The organism is Pelagicoccus sp. SDUM812003 (genome assembly GCF_031127815.1).
Taxonomy (GTDB): domain Bacteria; phylum Verrucomicrobiota; class Verrucomicrobiia; order Opitutales; family Opitutaceae; genus Pelagicoccus.
Genome location: NZ_JARXHY010000008.1, coordinates 133,703 through 150,921, shown reverse-complemented (window position 1 = coordinate 150,921; position 17,219 = coordinate 133,703). Strand labels below are relative to the sequence as shown.

The 17,219-nt window shown below is 59.1% G+C and carries 11 protein-coding genes and 1 tRNA gene; 7 read left to right on the top strand and 5 right to left on the bottom strand.

Translation table 11 applies throughout. From position 1 onward, the window contains the following. Positions 1 to 41: 41 nt before the first annotated feature. Entirely contained in the window at positions 42 to 467 is a 426-nt protein-coding gene (locus QEH54_RS12780; RefSeq protein WP_309019074.1) for a hypothetical protein, read from the bottom strand. Between the two features lie 172 nt (positions 468 to 639). Next, positions 640 to 4,326, bottom strand: a complete 3,687-nt coding sequence (locus QEH54_RS12775) for a TonB-dependent receptor plug domain-containing protein (RefSeq protein ID WP_309019073.1) — start codon at positions 4,324 to 4,326, stop codon at positions 640 to 642. A gap of 595 nt (positions 4,327 to 4,921) precedes the next feature. On the opposite strand from QEH54_RS12775, the gene QEH54_RS12770 reads away from it, so the two are divergent. The 3 genes from QEH54_RS12770 (at position 4,922) to QEH54_RS12760 (ending at position 7,232) form a co-directional block, all read left to right on the top strand. Beyond that, positions 4,922 to 5,950 (top strand): LacI family DNA-binding transcriptional regulator, encoded by a 1,029-nt coding sequence (locus tag QEH54_RS12770; RefSeq protein WP_309019072.1) that lies wholly within the window; start codon positions 4,922 to 4,924, stop codon positions 5,948 to 5,950. Positions 5,951 to 6,103: 153 nt separating this feature from the next. After that, positions 6,104 to 7,087: a GTP cyclohydrolase FolE2 gene (gene folE2 / locus QEH54_RS12765; RefSeq protein WP_309019071.1), complete on the top strand. Its 984-nt coding sequence runs from the start codon at positions 6,104 to 6,106 to the stop codon at positions 7,085 to 7,087. A 68-nt stretch (positions 7,088 to 7,155) separates the two neighbouring features. Then, positions 7,156 to 7,232, top strand: a tRNA-Pro gene (locus QEH54_RS12760). 299 nt (positions 7,233 to 7,531) lie between these two features. Here QEH54_RS12760 and QEH54_RS12755 read toward each other — a convergent pair. Both QEH54_RS12755 and QEH54_RS12750 read right to left on the bottom strand, forming a co-directional pair. Next, complete coding sequence (locus tag QEH54_RS12755; RefSeq protein ID WP_309019070.1) at positions 7,532 to 8,716, bottom strand: aldose 1-epimerase family protein; 1,185 nt, start codon at positions 8,714 to 8,716, stop codon at positions 7,532 to 7,534. Between the two features lie 62 nt (positions 8,717 to 8,778). Continuing rightward, a complete protein-coding gene (locus tag QEH54_RS12750) occupies positions 8,779 to 9,873 on the bottom strand; it encodes a carbohydrate kinase family protein (RefSeq protein WP_309019069.1) in 1,095 nt (364 codons plus the stop codon). Positions 9,874 to 10,195: 322 nt separating this feature from the next. Between QEH54_RS12750 and QEH54_RS12745 the strand changes: the two genes are divergently transcribed. The 4 genes from QEH54_RS12745 (at position 10,196) to QEH54_RS12730 (ending at position 16,472) form a co-directional block, all read left to right on the top strand. Next, positions 10,196 to 10,660, top strand: a complete 465-nt coding sequence (locus tag QEH54_RS12745) for a VanZ family protein (protein WP_309019068.1) — start codon at positions 10,196 to 10,198, stop codon at positions 10,658 to 10,660. Further along, on the top strand, positions 10,647 to 12,650 hold the full coding sequence (gene ligA / locus QEH54_RS12740) for an NAD-dependent DNA ligase LigA (protein ID WP_309019067.1): 2,004 nt from the start codon (positions 10,647 to 10,649) through the stop codon (positions 12,648 to 12,650). The genes QEH54_RS12745 and ligA overlap by 14 nt, the downstream gene beginning before the upstream one ends. Before the next feature lie 149 nt (positions 12,651 to 12,799). Further along, positions 12,800 to 14,461, top strand: coding sequence for a methyl-accepting chemotaxis protein (locus tag QEH54_RS12735; protein ID WP_309019066.1), 1,662 nt, complete (start codon positions 12,800 to 12,802; stop codon positions 14,459 to 14,461). Between the two features lie 349 nt (positions 14,462 to 14,810). After that, positions 14,811 to 16,472 (top strand): methyl-accepting chemotaxis protein, encoded by a 1,662-nt coding sequence (locus tag QEH54_RS12730; protein ID WP_309019065.1) that lies wholly within the window; start codon positions 14,811 to 14,813, stop codon positions 16,470 to 16,472. A 57-nt stretch (positions 16,473 to 16,529) separates the two neighbouring features. Here the strand turns inward: QEH54_RS12730 and QEH54_RS12725 are convergent, their stop codons facing one another. Further along, entirely contained in the window at positions 16,530 to 17,006 is a 477-nt protein-coding gene (locus QEH54_RS12725) for a hypothetical protein (RefSeq protein WP_309019064.1), read from the bottom strand. Positions 17,007 to 17,219 lie beyond the last annotated feature (213 nt).

Sequence of the window (17,219 nt, the reverse complement as noted above, 5' to 3'; positions counted from 1 at the left end):
GTTTCAGTGCTTTATAGGAAAGGCGAGGTCTGGAGTGCTCGCTACTCGATCATGCGTTGCTCGCTGTCGCTGTCCACACGCCAGGCCAGAATTTTCTCATCCACCACAAAGACTTTGATGATCTGGGTGCTGGTGGTGGTTTGTGGTTTGAAGACTGGCTCTTCGAGGGTCATTTCTTCCCCGGTGATGGGGTGGATGTAGGGGATCTCCACGGACTCCGCTCCGATGAGTTCGGTGACGGAGCGCTGCTTTTTGTAAGTCCAGACGGAGACTTCAGGGGCCCGTTCGAGGGGTTCGATGCTGTCGGGCTCGCCCCAGAGTTCGATGAGATCCGCGACGGGACTTCCTTTGTGTAGGTCGATGGTTGGCACTTCGGAAAGGGCCGAGCTTTGGGTGGTGGAACAGCCTGATAGGATCAGGGTGCTGATACTAGCGAGTAGAATGAAGGGAAGGAGCTTAGCTCTCATGACGAGCAGGGGTTGGTTTTTGCTGTGAATAGCAAAAACGGGATGGGGTGGACAGGGGGTTGTGGGCGAACGTTGAGACGCTTTGATTGCTTGGATCTTGTTTTCCAAAGCAGAAAAAAGCTCCCCGCCATTGGGGCGAGGAGCTAGGGAGAATAGGCTACCGCATGTCAGCCTAAAAACTAAAGGTGTTGGTGATAAACCATTCCTGAGTTGGCCCGACGCGCAGACCGGCGATCGAGCCGTTCGGGTTGTAGGAAACGGGAATCAATTCGTCACCCTTACCGACGTTTCGAACATTGAGCTGGATACGCCAATCGATTCGATCGGTGAGTTCCCGTTCGTAGCTCGCCCAGAGGTCGATGCCGTCCTCCGAAGGAGCGAAGATCGGGTTGTTCAGATCGAAGGTGTATTCTGCAGGCGTATCGCCTTGTAGCGGATAGGAGATGGCCACTTTGTCCTGCCAACGGTAGCTACCGCCGAGGGAGAGTCCCTTGAACTTGCCGTCGCTGAAGGAGTAGTTGGTCACGACATTGTAGCGCCATTTGCGGAGTTCCGGAACGGCAGTGCCTTCCTGCAGCTTGAGCAGAACGTACTCGGAACGGAAGTTCGAATAGATGTTCTGTATGCGGCCACCACCCCAGTTACCCCAGCGAGGAGTGTTACCAGCAGCGGTGTTGAGGACGGCAGTGTCCATGTAGTCCACGAATTCCTGGATAAGCTCGCCGCCAACGTTGCTGTTGGATGCCTCGGTTTTGGAGGCATTGAAGGCGATGCGCCAGTTTTCGGTCGGGTTGGCGATGAATTCGAACTCGTAGCCTTCCGAAAGCACGTCGGAGGTGACTGCGAAGTTGTCCGGAGTAGAAAACCCGTAGGCGGAGACGGTACCGGCTGGCGGTACCCACTGAGGCGCTGGGTTTGGAGGAGTCGAGTCGTCAAGCGAGGCCTCGTAGGTGGAGCGGTCCGGAGGAAGGTTTTCCATGGGGACCACGTTCATCTTCCACGCTTCGAAGAAACCGCGCTCGTCGAGCCAGCCTTGGATGGCATTCCATTCCGAGACGATCATGTCTTCGACCTGGGACTCGAGTTCCGAGCCTTCTTCGATGTACCATGGCTGATCGATGGTGGCATCAGCTGGGAAGGCGGTAGAGGCCTGATTGCGATAGCTGACCTGACCGCGATCCGACCAGGCGTAGGCACCGAGTTCGTACAGGAACACGTTGCGCCAGCTCAGACCATTCGCGATGAAGCCTCCAATGTTTCCGGTAGGTAGCGATGCGCTATTTCCGTAGATCAGGGATTCGTACTTGAGGGCGCGGAAGGTGTACTTGCCATCCTTGGTGGAGAGCGAGATACCGATGTCCTCGGTCTCGCCCGAAGGATTCGCTATCTGACGTCCATAGAGGTCGCGCCGAACAGCGGTCGGCTGGAAGTTGCTGCCTTCGTTGTAGGAGAGGCTGACGTTGAACGGAATCGGGTCGTTCTGGCCGAAGAGTTGGTTTACGTGAAGGACGGCTCCACGGCTGCGCGATGTAGACTTTTCGCTGAGATCGTCATCCTTTTGCGGAACCACCACGCGGTAGCGGTCAGTAGTATCCTTGCCGTATGCGGTGCGACCGCTAGTGACTTCGTCTTCACGCCAACCAAGGGTGGTGATGAGAGCTCCGTCCCACCAGAAGGACTGGATGTTCATCGCAGCTGATTCCACATCGCTATTTTTCTTCTCGCGGCGAGCGAGCAGGTAGTCGTCCTCAGCTCCGGTGTAGTAAAGCAGGTCGACTGGACGATCGATCCAGCCACGGTAGTTGGCCGGGTTGGAATTTTGCAGCGGTTGCACAGGATTTCCTTCATCGTCTTCTCCGAAGTCGTAGGCTCCGGCGATGTTGGCTGGAATGGTCCAAGGAGCGTCGAACGCGACTGAGCTGGGAGCGTTCCAGCTGGAATCGAAGACGGTCACTGAGTTTCCTGCAATCTGCACGTCGGCAGCGCCTACCGCTGGCAGGTTGATTCCGGAGGCCGAGCTGGCGCCGATGAGGGAGTCGCCGAGATAGATGATCCCCTGCGGTGGACGTTCCGTGATCGGGTACTCCAAACCGTTCGCGCCGGTCCAGTAGTCATACCAGTCCACGCCAGCGGCGACGCGGTTCCAGCCTTTATCTTCCGTGGCGTAGCCTTGTTCACTCACTACGCCGTTGAACCGGTGCTTGCCCAGGAGGCGAGTGATGAAGCTGTCCGAGTCCATGAAGTCGGAAGCGTCCAGCTCGGCGAAGACGGAGCCACGCTTGTATTCGCGCTCGGTGCGAACGCTGCTGCCGCTGCCGCCCATGCTTGTCTGCACGTAGGCGCGTCCGACATTAGGATTGACGCTGAAGTCGTCCCAGTTTTCCAGCACATCGATGCGCAGGGTAGGCTGCCAGCCGAGAAGGTTCTCGTTGGAGCGCATGTAGTCCTGCTTGTCGTAGACGATCTGGAATGCCAACTTGTTGTTGAAGAACGACTGTTGTAGGTCGAAGTTGACCGCGTCCCACTCGTTCTTTTCCCATTTGGTGTTTCCGTCGATCAGCTGGTCGTAGAAGTTGAAGACGGTGGGATCGGTGAGGGACTGGGCCTTGTAGAGACCGGAATCGGCGCGTGGCAGTCCGAGGTCGCTAGCCAGCTCGTTGATCATGCGGGTAGCGATGAAGGGCTGGGTTTGACGTCGTCCGACGATGCCTTCCGCCGCTCCGCGAACTGAACCGTCGTCGTTGCGGGCGCCGTTGTTGATGATGCCGGCTCGAGCGCCATAGACTTGGCCGCTGGCGCCATCGATGAGCCAGAACGGCTGCTGCTGGTTGGCGGCCCCGCCGACCCATGCGTTGTACTCGTCGGAGCTGGAATTGCCAACGCCCGCCGCGGCTTCAAATGGATTTTCAACCGTTAGCTGGCCGAGACCTCCAAAGGGGTTGTTGACCGGGTCGACTTCCGCCGGATTCCACCAAGGGGTGAGACCGTCCATGGGGCTCACGTTACGGGGGCGGTTAGCGTCGATGTTTCCGTCTTCGTATTTGAAGTTCAGAGCGGTGCTGGCGTCGTCGCCGAATAGCTTGGGTTCGTAGCGAATCGCTATGTAGCCGCGTTCATCGTCTTCAAACGCCTGTTCTTGGCGGAACTGCTGATGGTCCATCAGCGCGGCGAAACGCACGGCTAGCGTGTCTTCGATGATGGTCTTGTTGAGCGAGAAGTTTGCTCGTGCGCTGCCGTAGGATCCGAAACGCAGTCCGATCTCTCCTTCGTTGTCGAAGGACGCTCCCGCCATGGTGGCGTTTACGATACCGGCCGGGCTGCCGAGACCAAACAGGAAGGAGTTGGCCCCGCGAAGCACGTCGATGCGCTGCGTGTTGTAGGAATCCCACGGGATATCCGTCACCGCGTAGTCGCGCGTATTGTCGGCGCTGGCCAGGCCGCGAATACGGTTGTTGGTCTGCGGGGAGACCAAGGCCGATCCTTCGTTGACGGTGGCTCCACCGTCGTAGCCTAAGTAGGTTCCTTGCGTGCCGCCCGCCTCAGCGTTGGTGGTATACTGCAGGAGACTGTTGTTGTCCGTCGCTCCGATGTCATCGAGGAACTGTTCCGTGTAGACGGATATGGCGGTTCCGACGTCCTTTAGGTCGGTGCGGATGCGGGTTCCGGCCAAGGTCGAGGTAGCCCGGTAGCCTTGGTCTTGATCTCCGGTGACTTCGAAAGGACTGAGTTCGAAGATCTCGTCTTCGCTCTCGTCGCTGTCGACTTGGGATAGGGCTAAGGGCGCCCAGCCCAGAACGCCGAGCGTGAGGGCCGTGTAGAGGGCCGACCTGCCGGGCGATCGTTTCGGGTCTATGTTCATTTTTTGCATAGATGTAGTTATAGGTGTGGTAGGTATGGGTTGGTTGAAGCAGCCTCTTGTCTCTCGGGGAGTTCGAGGCGAAAAAGCGAAAGCGAGCTTCCGCTGCGGACCAGCGAACGTGAAGATTCAAGCCGCTGGGAAATAGGGATGTTTCGCTAGGCGAACCGGGGTTGCTGTTAGATGAATTTCGATAGATCAGATAGCGATATCCGCCCAAGCGCATGGTTGGGGCATAGGTGGGGCGCGAAATTGACGCCATTTCAGTCAGGGTTGGCGGTTGTGGCAGCGAGTGAGGTACAGGGTGTCTAATTGATTTCTCAAATATGACTCGGGGTATAGTGCGGGTAGGATTGAAGCAGTGCCCACGGAACGGTTACAACGGGCTATTTACTACACGTTGACTCGTTGATTTAGGGACGAGTCTAAAGAAAATATAACCAAAGTAATAGGTGTTAATGTTTATATGTATAATGGTATCAGCCGGGTTGAGTGGTAGGGGTATTTGACCTGTTGCTGGTCCGGCTCAGTTAGACGTTGACTTGGGTGGCTGCATTCGAAGGCTTTTGTCGCACTACCCCAAATATACCCTTACGATATGAGCGTACGTAAGATCGCTGCTCGGCTTGATCTCTCTCCATCCACTGTCTCTTTGGCTCTCCGAAGCTGCCCCAAGATTTCCGCGGCCACGCGGGAAAAGGTCATGAAAGAGGCCGACCGTATTGGCTACCGGCCAAACGCGAAGCTTAACGAGCTGATGAGTCACCTCAGGCTCAACGGCACCCGTCCTAGCGAGGCTTGCTTCGGGGTTGTCTCGTTTTACGAAACGCTGCGTCCATGGGAGGGCTCGCGGCATTTGTCACTGATTTACGAGGCGATGAAGGAGCGAGCGGAAAGCCTGGGCTATCGGCTGGAGTCCTTGGGCTTGAAGGCTCCGGGCATGTCGCCCGCTCGCTTTCGCTCGGTATTGGATACCCGAGGGATCCAAGGGCTGCTTTGTTTCGGCAGCCCGGAGGTCGATCAGGAATTCCCCTCGGAGCTCGATCATTATGCCATTGTCACTCAAGGACTAAGCATCAAGACGCCGCTTCATCGTGTGACGAGCAACTTCTACAAGGACCTCTATGAGACCTTGGATCGACTGTTTGAGATGGGCTATCGCAGGCCGGGCTTGGTTCTCGGACGCTACGAGGAGGACCGCAGCGCCTTCGCCTATCCGAGCGCCTATCTCGGCTGGTGCGAGCACAAGTTTGGGGTCGCCTCGCTCATGCCTATTTTGCGCATCGACGAGGTGAGGACGGATCGCCTCCTTTCCTGGTATCGAAACCATCGCCCAGATGTGATTGTCTTCGTGCATTTGTATCACGAACTGGAAAAGCTTCGGGAGGCTCTCGATGCGGGGGGATTAAGGGTCCCGGAAGACGTTGGGGCCGCGGTGGTTACACAGTTGCTTGGGGATTCAGGCTTCTCGGGTATGGAGCAAAATCAGCGTCTTATCGGCTCATGGACGGTGGAGCTGCTCGTGTCTCGGATCCTCAATCAGGATTTCGGCATTCCGACCGACCCTCGGCTTCTGATGGTTAAAAGCAAATGGAGAGAAGGGAATTCTCTAAGAATGCTCTCCTGAGACTCTTCGCTTGCAGCTTCGAGGAGGCAAACCCTGCAGTCGGGACTTGTTTTCTTGCGTTTTGCGGTCTCAGACCTCTAGTGGCAGCTTGATTTTTTGCCGGAGCGGCAAGGGGGTCTTCGTCTATGACGGGGAACCACGACTGTTTTTCAGATGGCCATCAAAAACAAATCCAAGATGTACCTGCACAAGACCGATCCTGCGGAAGCGGCTCCGGTGGCGCGCACGTACGACGCCGAATTCAAGCCCAGCGAGGCCTATCGCGAATCCATGCCGGATATCATGGAAGCGGTTGAATCGGAGCAGGGAGCCGCGGTGCCCATCCAGCAGGTCGGGGTTTCCAACTTCAAGCTGCCGCTCCGCATCCTGACTCGCGGCGGCGAAACGCTGACCTTGGAAGCGAGCATTTCAGGCACCGTCTCCTTGGAGGCGAATCTTAAGGGCATCAACATGTCGCGCATCATGCGCTCCTTCTACGAGCTCAAGGACCAGACCTTCACGGTGGAATCCGTGCGCCAGGTTTTGGACTTGTTTCGCGAGAAGGTGGAGAGCTTCGACGCCCGCATCATCATCCGCTTCAACTACCCGATCATGCAGCCCAGCCTGCGCAGCGGATTGGAAGGCTATCAATACTACAAGTGCGCGTTCGAAGGACGTCTCAACAAGGCCGGCGTTTTCGAGCGTCTGATCCATTTCGACTTCGTCTACTCGTCGGCCTGCCCGTGCTCTGCGGAGCTGGCGGAGCACGCTCGCGATGTACGGGAGGCGTACTCCATTCCGCACAGCCAGCGCAGCAAGGCCCGCGTGTTCGTGAAGCTGGCCGAGGGTGAAACCTTGACCATCGAGGACTTGCAGGAGCACTGCGCTCGAGCTTTGAAAACGGAAACCCAGGTCATGGTGAAGCGTGAGGACGAGCAAGCCTTCGCGGAGCTCAACGGCGCCTACATCAAGTTTGTGGAGGACGCGGCGCGTCTGGTTTACGAGCAGCTGGCTAGCGATGCGCGCATCGCGGATTTCCAGGTGGCCTGCTCGCACCTGGAGTCGCTGCATTCGCACGACGCGGTATCGGTTATCTGCAAAGGCGTGCCAGGAGGATTCAAGGCGGATTTCGCGGATTTCGACGACTTGATCTGCTAGCGATTTTTCGCTGAACTTTTCATTGATCTTCGCGAGGCGACTGCGCACAGTGTCGCCTTTCCGATTTTCGGGCTATGGCGCAGCCTGGTAGCGCGCTTGTCTGGGGGACAAGAGGTCGTGGGTTCAAATCCCGCTAGCCCGACCATTTCGATTCTAAAATCGCTGCCGTTTCGGCGGCTTTTTTTGTGCCCGGATATCAGGCGGATGCAAACGATGGCAGATGCGACCAGACCGGGAACCTCCAGCCGCTCCCAGCGGTTTTTTGCCCAGCTGCGCCGTTGGGTCTTCGGCAAGGGGGCGTGGGTGGCGTGCTTGGGACTGGGCGGCGTGCTTGGGACTGGGCGGCGTGCTTGGGACTGGGCGGCGTGCCCGGCGGTCACGCCCTACCTTGAGGACTGGGCGGCGTGCCTTGAGGGCTGCTGGCTGGGCTCGTCGAGGTCGGATCTAGATGTTCGAAAAGCGGGCGATCGCTTGCGAGTGGATCTTCGCTTTGGCGGCTTTCTGCAGGGCGTTGATTTCCGCCTCGGCGGCTTTGACCGCTTTTTTGCTATCTAGGACCTCCACCACGAGGCTTGTCTGGCGCGACTCTCCTCCGGCGAGCGTGAGCACGCGCCCTTTGCTTCGCTCGAAGTTTCGAGGATTCGGGTAGCTGGTGGCAGGCTCCAGACCGGTGACGTAGCCGTCCGCCTGTCCGGCGGTGTTCTTCCAGAGGGTGAAGCAAGGAAAGTCCTTGAGGGAGAAGCGCAGCAGCGAGGCTTTGTCGCCCTGGGCGTTTCGCAGCATGGCGAGGGTATCGCGGTTGCCGCGCTTGGCGGCGAGCTCGAAGAAGTAGGCCTGCTCCACGAAGCCCGGTTGGGGTGCGTCGAAGCGGTCGTAGCGCTCGATGCCTTCCGCGGCCCGGGGATCTCGAGGGGCGGCTTGCTTGAAGGGGGCCATGAAACGGGAGCCTTTTTCCAGAAGCGGCGCTCCGTAGTTCACGTGGTAGAGCAGCTGGTGCTCGGTTGGGTTGTCGCCCAGGTTGGTCACGGTGTCGTCGATGCTCAGGGATGAGGAGCCGAAGCGGGTGCGGATTTCGGTCCGTAGGCGGAGAGCTGGGCCGAACATCATGGTTTCGTCCGCCTCGCCGCGCAGGATGATCTCGTCCTCGCCGATCTCCAGGGAGGCGATTCTGGCGGGGGTGTTGGCGATATTGCCGTGCAGCGGTAGGTTGGTCTGCATGGCGTTGCCGTTGTTGTCGACCATGGAGTCGAGCCCTGGGGCGCCCATGCTGCTGAGGCCGCAGCGCACGATCCACTCGTTGAAGCCCTTGAGCCAGCCGAGGCCTCCGTTTTCCATGGATTGGATGTACGCGGGGTGCACGGGGTCTTTCACCGGAGAATCCCAGCCGAGCTCGATGTCGCCGAGCTTCCCTTTCCAGATGCCCATGCCGCGGGTAAGCAGCACGGTGAAGGAGAGGCGCCCGTTGTCGATTTCCACGATGTCCACGCCCTCCTGCTTGCCGCCGCGCAGGGTGCGCGTTTGCACGGACCAGGCGTGTTTTAGGCCCACGGTGAGGCTGGTTGAGTCGAACCGCAAGCGAGGCATTGGGTCCACGTTTTCGGGATGGAGGAGGGATTGGGTGAAGGTCATCGTGATTGCGCAAGGGGCTGGGGTGGAAGAGAGGGCCCGCGATGGGCCCTGAGTTTGGGAAACTACTTGTCGGAGGCGCGTTCGATCTGAGCGAGCATCTCCTCCTTGGTGGGAGCGGTGGCGTGGGTGACGAAGAATGCGGTGGCAGCGTTGGCGATGACCAGGCGCTCCTTCACGCTGAGCTCTCCAAGCGAGGCGCAGAGGTAGCCGCCATTGAAGGTGTCTCCGGCCCCGGCGGTGCGGATCACGTTTTTCTGATGCTCCTGCAGGGCGAAGCCTTCGCCATCGGCGGCGCAGGACGCGGCAGCGTAGTCTGGGGTGTGGATCACCAGCTCGTCGATGCCGATTTCCTGTCGCAGGGTGGTGAGGGCGGAAGCGACTTTCGCGGGCTCCTCTCCGACCGTGATGCCGAAGCGAGAGAACAGCTCCGCTCCCTCGTGCTCGTTGAGGCTCATGGTCATGGGGATGGTCTGGTTGAACTGCTTGATCAGAGCCAGGCTTTCCATGAACGACTCGTTGGACTTCTTTTTGATGTCGGCGAAGTCGAAGAACATGCGGCGTGGCGGCTTGCCGTTTTCGTATTGGGAGACGAAGCCCTTGAGGAAATTGTCGAAGTCCGGAGTGAGGGACCAGTACCCGAGGCCGAGGATGTCGACCTCGGCGAACAGCTTCTTCATCACCTCGTCGCCGAAGAAGGCCACGAACTCGTTCCAGGTCAGGTTGGCGACCGATTTGAGGGCGCTCATCAGGATCTTTCCGTCGGAAAACTCGAAGACCAGCGTCAAGGCGGGGTCGCCAAGGGAGAGCAAGTTGCAGTTGTCCACGAACTCTTCGAAAGCCGGGTCTATGGACTGGCTGCCGTAGAGGCCGGCCAGGGTCGGCTTGAGGCCGAGAAAGGCTGCGACTCGACCGGTGTTGGGCGTGAAGCCGCCGGAGCAGCGCCGTTTCGGCACGATCTCAAGCCCGACGCCACCGTCGGCCCGCTTGACGATCAGCTCTCCGAACTCGCGCAGGTTGTCCATCGGAGTGAATTCGCTCAGGCTCTGCCTGACATCGACGATTTGGTACACCTCGTCAACGAAACCGTCGCAGCCGAGCAGGATGTTTCCGCTGATGTTGTTTAGGAAGTCTTCGTACTTCTTTGTATTGGAACTCATGATACAATGCTTGGGGATTTGAGTGGATGAGGAAGGGGAGAGCGGGCAAAGCGTTCGTCGCCAAGGAGGGGGAGTTTCTGACTCGGGACGAGCGACTTCGCGTGGGTTCGATCCGCCGCGTTTTCCAGTTCGCTTCGGCAGGAAGAGTGGCCATCCGGATTTCTGATGGCAAGGCGGTGGAGCCTCAATGTGACGATCAGATTTTTTTTAGGCGGTTGGGCTGGTGATCGAATCGATCGGCCGTCGCGGGTCTCTGCACGGTTTTATTTGCTGGAGAAACCCCGCGAGAGGCGGCTTTTTCGTGCTTGAAAAACCACCTTCTATGTCAGAACCACGCGGACCGGACACCAACACCAGCCAAGGGCGCCTCGCTTGGCCCCCCATCGCTTTGACTGCCACCTTGGTGGCAGCCTCCTTTCTTTCTCCCGTGGCCCCTGCGGCTCCAAATGTGGTGGGTTTCGACAAGATCGCTCACTTCTGCGTATTCGGTCTTCTCGGCACGCTGCTGTTTCGGCGGCTGCGCCAACCGTTCCTGTCGAACCGACGCGTGCTGTGGGCGTTGATCGGGGCCGTGAGCTACGGAGCGCTCGACGAGTCGCTGCAGTTTTTCAACCCGGCCCGTTCCTTCGACCCGCTTGACTGGATCGCCGATCTGAGCGGAGCCTTGCTGGCCATCTACCTCTACCGAAATTGGGCTTGGTATCGGCGTCTGCTTGAGTTTCCCATCTGGGGCTCTAGAACCGCCTCTTCCGCCAAAAATCCCTCCACCCAAAATGAGCAAGGCTAGCGATCTGAAACGAATCACCGAACTGCGGCGCGAACTGAAGCGTCACGACGAACTCTACTATCGAGACGCTCAACCGGAGATCGAGGACCGCGAATACGATCGCTTGAAGGCGGAGCTCGCTGAGTTGGAAGCGGTCCATCCGGAACTGTCGCTGATCGATTCGCCGACCGTTCGCGTGGGTGACGACCGGGTGGAAGGCTTTGCCTCCTATCAGCATCACCTGCCCATGCAGAGCTTGGACAACACCTATTCGCAGGACGAGTTCTTCGCCTTCGTGGCCCGGGTGGAGAAGGGCTTGGAGGTCGATGGCGCTCGCTTCACCGTGGAGCCGAAGATCGACGGGGTAGCGGTGAGCTTGACCTACGAAAACGGGGCCTTCGTGCGGGCCGTGACGCGCGGCAACGGTATCGAAGGCGACGATGTGACGGAAAACGCTCGCCTGATCAAAGCCATACCCAAGCGTCTGAAAGGCGACTCCATTCCGGAGATCATCGAGATCCGCGGCGAAATCTACATGCGCAACGAGGAGTTCGAACGCGTCAACGCCTTGCGCAGCGAAGCCGGGCTGGAGCTGTTTAAGAATCCGCGAAATCTTGCCGCCGGCACCATCAAGATGCTGGATCGAGTGGAAGTGGGCAAACGCCAGCTCGACATCGTGCTCTACGGTCTCGGCTATTGCCAGCCGAGCGTGGTGTCGTCGCAAAGCGAATACCATCGCCGACTCGGAGATTGGGGACTGCCGGTCGTGGAAGCCTTTTGGGAAGCCACTGGTCCCGAAGAGGCGTGGCAGGCTATCGAAAAACTGGATACGCTGCGCAATGGCTTCGAATATCCGACCGACGGGGCGGTGATCAAACTCGATTCCTTCGATCAGCAGGATGTTCTGGGAGCGACTTCGAAGGCTCCTCGCTGGGCTATCGCGTTCAAATTCGCCGCCGAGCAGGCCGAAACCAAGCTCAACGCCATCACCATCCAAGTGGGACGCACCGGCGTGCTGACCCCGGTGGCAGAGCTGGAGCCGGTGCAGCTCGCTGGCACCACCGTCTCGCGCGCGACCTTGCACAACCGAGAGGAGATGGCTCGCAAGGACGTGCGCGCGGGCGATTTCGTGGTGATCGAGAAGGCGGGAGAAATCATACCTGCGGTGGTGCGGGTGCTGACGGAAAAGCGCCCGGCGGATAGCGAGGCCTTCGTTTTTCCTGAAACCTGTCCTTCCTGCGGCACGGAGGTCACTCAGCTGGAAGGCGAAGTCGCGGTGCGCTGCGTGAATATCGAATGCCCGGATCAGGTGCGCGGCCGGTTGGAGCATTTCGCCTCGCGCCAATGCATGGATATCGAAGGCTTGGGAGTGGCCGTGGTGGAGCAGTTGGTCAGTCGTGGTTCGGTATCCAATATCTCTGACATCTATCGCTTGGATTACGAGCAAGTCGTCTCGCTGGACAAATTCGCCGAGAAATCCGCCCGCAATCTGCTGGCGGCGATCGAAGCGAGCAAGCGGGTGGAGCTCTGGCGCCTGCTGCACGGCTTGGGCATTCCTCAAGTCGGGGCCGCGGCCGCCAAGGATCTGGCCAAGGCGTTTGGCGGAGTTCGCGAGCTGGGCGAGGCCAGCCTGGAAAAGCTCGTCGAGCTCGATGGCATCGGTGAAAAGACCGCTAGTGGCATCGTCGCCTATTTCCAGGACGAGCGAAACCGCGCGATCATCGACGCTCTTTTCGAAGCCGGCATGAACCCGAAGGCGCCCGAGCGTCCGAAGGAGGGCGAGGCGGTGCTGGCGGGCAAGACCTTCGTCATCACCGGAACCTTGCCAACCATGAAGCGGGACGAGGCCAAGGCTTTGATCGAATCGAAGGGCGGCAAGGTTTCTGGGAGCGTCAGCAAGAAGACCGATTTCCTGGTGGCAGGGGAGGCGGCCGGCTCCAAGTTGACCAAAGCGGAGTCGCTGGGGGTGAAGGTGATCGACGAGGCGACCTTGCTCGAAATGAGCCAATAGCGCAGACTTTGCTTAGCTGCTCGCCGAAAGCGCTGTTTCGCCCAGGTGAGTTGCTAACAAAGAATAAAAGGTATGGATTTAAGAAAAATCGCCTGTGGGACGATATTAAGGCGTTCCTCTCGAGCGATTTCCACACCTCCTACCGACCGATGAAGTTGCAGCGCAAACTTATCCTCTACCTTTCCACGGCCTCGATCCTCGCCATGCTGATTGGCGTTTTCGTGCAGAAGCTGGTGATCGACGACGTCGAAGTCGATCGCACCCGCGACGCGATGCGGTCCACCTTGATTCAAGCGGAGACGGTGAGGGCCAACGCCTCGCGGCTGGTATCTCGAAACGCTTACGACTACGAGAGCTTGCAGCGAGAGCTCGAGACGGCGAAGGACGTTCGGGAGACCGCGTTCTACAGTTCAATCCCGGTGGTAGCGTCCTGGCAGTCCATCGAGAAGGTGGCGGAGGAATTTGGATACAGCTTTCGCATCTCTAAAACGGACGCTCGCAATCCGGACAACGAGCCGACTGCCCGAGAGTTGACGGTGCTCGACTATCTGAAGCGCAACGATGCGGACGAGTATTTCTTCGATGACAAGGAAGCGGACCAGCTGGTCTACGCTCGCCCGATTCGGCTGACTAGGGATTGTCTCTACTGTCATGGCGATCCGGACCGCAGTCCCACTGGCGATGGTCTGGATGTGCTGGGCTTCGCTATGGAAGGCTGGCAGGAAGGGGAGATGCATGGGGCGTTTATCCTCAAGGCGGACAAGAAGAATCTGCGGGCCATGGGCACCGCCGCCTTTTTGGGAGGCGCGGGTCGAACCGCGATGTGGACCATCCCGCCGGTGATCGCTTTGGTAGCCGTATTCGCTTTCATACTACGAAAGTCCGTCTTCGGTCCGATGCGTCGCTATCTGAAACGCGTTTCGGGCACCGCGGAACGAAACCTCCAGTCGGCCCGTGGCATTCATGCCACCAGCGCCAGCCTGTCCGATGGGGTGAACCAGCAAGTGGCGTCGATCGAAGAGACCGGGGCGACCTTGGAAGAGATTTCATCGATGAGTCGGGCCAGCTCCGATCGGGCGAGCGCGGTCCAGAAGGCTGTCTCGAAAACGGGCGACGCGGTTCGAGCTGGCTCAGGGAGGATCTCCGAAATGCAGGGCGCCATCAATGCCATCAACGAGTCCAGTCAACGAATCGGCGTGATCAACAAGACCATCGAGGAAATCGCCTTTCAGACCAATTTGCTCGCTCTCAACGCCGCAGTGGAGGCTGCCCGGGCGGGCGAAGCGGGGGCAGGGTTCGCGGTGGTGGCGGACGAGGTCCGAGGACTGGCCATGCGTTGCGCCGAAGCTGCCAAGACCTCGGAAGGTTTGATCCAAGACTCGCTATCCAAGAGCGAAGCTGGCGTGCAGGTCACCACCGATGTGGTCGCCTACTTGAGACAAATCGAATCCGAGATGGCTGAGGTGGAGACCTCGATCGACGAGATCACCGAATCAGCAGCTCAGCAGAGCGTGGGCGTCGAGCAGATCAACGCCGCCATGCGCAGCATGGAAACGGTTTCCCAGGAAAGCGCCGCCAGTTCCGAGGAGTTGGCAGACTCCGCCTCCAGTCTGACCGAGCAAGCTCGCCAGACGCGCCTGCTTATCTCCACTTTGGAAGAGCTGGTTTTTGGTGGCGAAATCCGTCGAAGCGAAGGGGCTGCATCGAGCGTCGAATACGAACGCCTTCCGAGGGGCGGCGCTCGGCCATCCCTTTCGAACTCCCGCTTGGCTCGGATCGGAGCCAATGAGGAGCTTTGGAAAAACGGTTAGGACTTTGGCCGCCCGATCGAAACGAGCGGCAGTGGCGGTTTTACATGCCAGCTCGAGGAGAAAGACCTCGTAGGCGCATGGTTCGCCGATGAACGGCCCGGCGCGGTCTGGATTTTTCGGTTTCGCTCATTTCTAGCAGTTGCGCCTTCCGGAGCTGCGTGGATTTGGCAGCTCGGTAAGCGCCGCTCCACAGGCGCCTTATGTAAGTACGGTAGAGCGCATACCAGCTGAATCAATCCAGTGGGTAAAAGGATAGCGAATCGCAGGGATCCTTCGATTTACGCTGTGTGTTTCACGAATTGGAGACGATGCTTCGGGCTTCGCTTGTGCCGATTGAGCGATCCACACCATGAAGCTTATCACCAAACTCGTACTGTTTGTCTCAGTCAGCGCAGCGCTGGCTACCGTTTTATCCCTCTTTGTGCAAAAGCGGGTCATCAACGACGTGCAGGTCAACCGCACCCGGGAAGCGATGCGTTCGACCTTGATCCAGGCGGAGACCGTTCGGGAAAACGGTACGAAGCTGCTCGAGGCCAACGCGTTCGATTTCGAGGCGTTGATCAATGAGTTGGACGAGGTTGAGAGCTACCGAGACGCTACGATCTACAAGACGATTCCGGTGGTTGCGGCGTGGGAATCGATCGACAAGATCTCAAAGGAGTACGGCTACGACTTTCGCATCGCCAAGAGGGAGGCCCGCAACGAGGAGAACAATCCGACCCCGGCTGAGGAGAAGATTCTAAAGGCGCTCGAGTCGGGCGAACTGAAGGAGTATTTTCTCGACGACAAAGCGAACGACCAGCTGGTCTACGCCCGCCCGATCGTGCTCTCCGGCGACTGCCTGAAGTGTCACGGCGATCCGGCCCACAGCCCTACCGGCGACGGCAAGGATATCCTGGGATTTGACATGGAAGGCTGGAAGGAAGGGGAAATGCACGGCGCTTTCATCTTGAAGGCCGACAAAAAGGAGCTTCGAGCCGCGGCCACCACGGCGCTGGGAGAGGGAATAGGCGGCAGTCTGCTGCTCATCGTACCGGTGGTGGGCTTGCTGGTGTTCGTGATCTATTTGGTCACCAAGCGCACGGTGGTCGGTCCGATGGTGGCCAACTTTAGGGCGATCGCCAAAGCGAGCGATGACAGCGACGCCTTGTCGCGGGACTTTTCCAAAAGCGGCCGGGCCTTGGCGGACGGCGTGCACCAGCAGGTGTCTTCGATCGAGGAAACGAGCGCCACGCTGGAGCAGCTTTCCGGGATGACGGAAGGAAATGCTGAAAAGACGACCAACGCGCTGAGCAACGTGCGGCGGGCCAGCGAGAAGGTGAAGGAGGGAGCGCAGGCGGCGGGGGAAATGGAGACCTCTATCGAGGCGATCCATGCGTCCAGCCAGAGCATCTCCGGCATCATCAAGACGATCGACGAGATCGCGTTTCAAACGAACATCCTCGCCTTGAACGCCGCGGTGGAAGCGGCCCGGGCGGGAGCGGCGGGCTCCGGTTTCGCAGTGGTGGCCGACGAGGTGCGTTCGCTGGCCCAGAAGAGCGCCAAAGCGGCGCGAGAGTCAGCCGAGCAGATCTCCGATTCGATTTCCAAGAGCGAAGCTGGCGTCGCCTCGGTGAGCGCTTTCGTGTCGCGACTGCGCTCGATCGACGAAGAGATGGAGCATCTCAAAAACACCATTGATGAAATCAACGACGCCACCGCTCAGCAGAACGAAGGCATCCAGCAGATCAGCGAGGCCATGCAGCGGATCGACGGAGTGGCTCAGCGGGCGGCGACAAGCTCTCAGGATCTGGCGAGCTCGTCCGGATTGCTAAACGAGCAAGCGGAGGCTACCCGGGTGCTGGTGACACGGTTGGAGGCCATGATCTATGGGAGAGCTGCCAACGGCGGGCCTAGCAGTCTTCCGATCGGTAGACGCGGTGGCTTGGGCAGCGAAACGCCAGTAGATCGCAAACCCGAGGGCAAGGAAGGGCGTTTCGCCTCCGCCGAACCGTTGGTTCGCTGGGACTGAGTTCTAGCCGGTACGCCCGTTGGTCGGGCGAGGGTTAGCTCGCGCTCTGGTGGAAGGCTAGAGGCCTCCTGGGCCGGCGGGCCCTTGCATCTGGTTTTGCAGCTCTGTCTGGAAGGCTTGGATGTCCTCCTCGCTGGGCTGGTAGCCTTCCTGATCGGGATCGAGCCCGAGACGTCCGTAGGGATCGACGAACCAGGCAGACTTCACGCCATCGCTGAAAACCACCGTGCCACTGAGTGCCGCGCCGGGGCGCTTCACCTTGTCGATCTCGACTTGCACGCCTTGGCCGAGCAGTTCCGCCTCCGCGTCGATCGGCTCGGCCGAGGATGCCGCATGCTCGTCATCCCCTTCCTTGGGCTCGGGAGCTTTGGGCTTGGCGAGCTCCAGGTCGAGATCGTCGATCAGGAATCGCACTTCCATGTAGGTCATGTGGATTCCGAAATCGTTGTTCACGAGGCGCTGGATGTCGGCGATGCCGGCTCCTTCCGCGAGTCGAGTTGCAATGAGGCTCTTTTGTTCGTCGTTGAGATCCATACTGGGGGGAAGTTGATTTGGGCTTAGTGAATAGTGAAAAATGGCGAGGGGAAGGGGAAAATCGCTTCGGCTGAGCTTTGGCGCCATTCGCTGCGTAAGGAACGGATAAATGGCGCGGATGCAAAGGAAACGCCTCTGCGGTGAGGCAGAGGCGCTTCGAGGATCAAGTTTGTAGGGAAGTCCGGCCCCGGGGAAGGGGCCGAGAGTGTATCT

Coding starts and splice junctions, on each gene's coding strand:
- QEH54_RS12780 (WP_309019074.1), bottom strand. CDS start 467: ATGAGAGCTAAGCTCCTTCCCTTCATTCTACTCGCTAGTATCAGCACC.
- QEH54_RS12775 (WP_309019073.1), bottom strand. CDS start 4,326: ATGAACATAGACCCGAAACGATCGCCCGGCAGGTCGGCCCTCTACACG.
- QEH54_RS12770 (WP_309019072.1), top strand. CDS start 4,922: ATGAGCGTACGTAAGATCGCTGCTCGGCTTGATCTCTCTCCATCCACT.
- folE2 (WP_309019071.1), top strand. CDS start 6,104: ATGGCCATCAAAAACAAATCCAAGATGTACCTGCACAAGACCGATCCT.
- QEH54_RS12755 (WP_309019070.1), bottom strand. CDS start 8,716: ATGACCTTCACCCAATCCCTCCTCCATCCCGAAAACGTGGACCCAATG.
- QEH54_RS12750 (WP_309019069.1), bottom strand. CDS start 9,873: ATGAGTTCCAATACAAAGAAGTACGAAGACTTCCTAAACAACATCAGC.
- QEH54_RS12745 (WP_309019068.1), top strand. CDS start 10,196: ATGTCAGAACCACGCGGACCGGACACCAACACCAGCCAAGGGCGCCTC.
- ligA (WP_309019067.1), top strand. CDS start 10,647: ATGAGCAAGGCTAGCGATCTGAAACGAATCACCGAACTGCGGCGCGAA.
- QEH54_RS12735 (WP_309019066.1), top strand. CDS start 12,800: ATGAAGTTGCAGCGCAAACTTATCCTCTACCTTTCCACGGCCTCGATC.
- QEH54_RS12730 (WP_309019065.1), top strand. CDS start 14,811: ATGAAGCTTATCACCAAACTCGTACTGTTTGTCTCAGTCAGCGCAGCG.
- QEH54_RS12725 (WP_309019064.1), bottom strand. CDS start 17,006: ATGGATCTCAACGACGAACAAAAGAGCCTCATTGCAACTCGACTCGCG.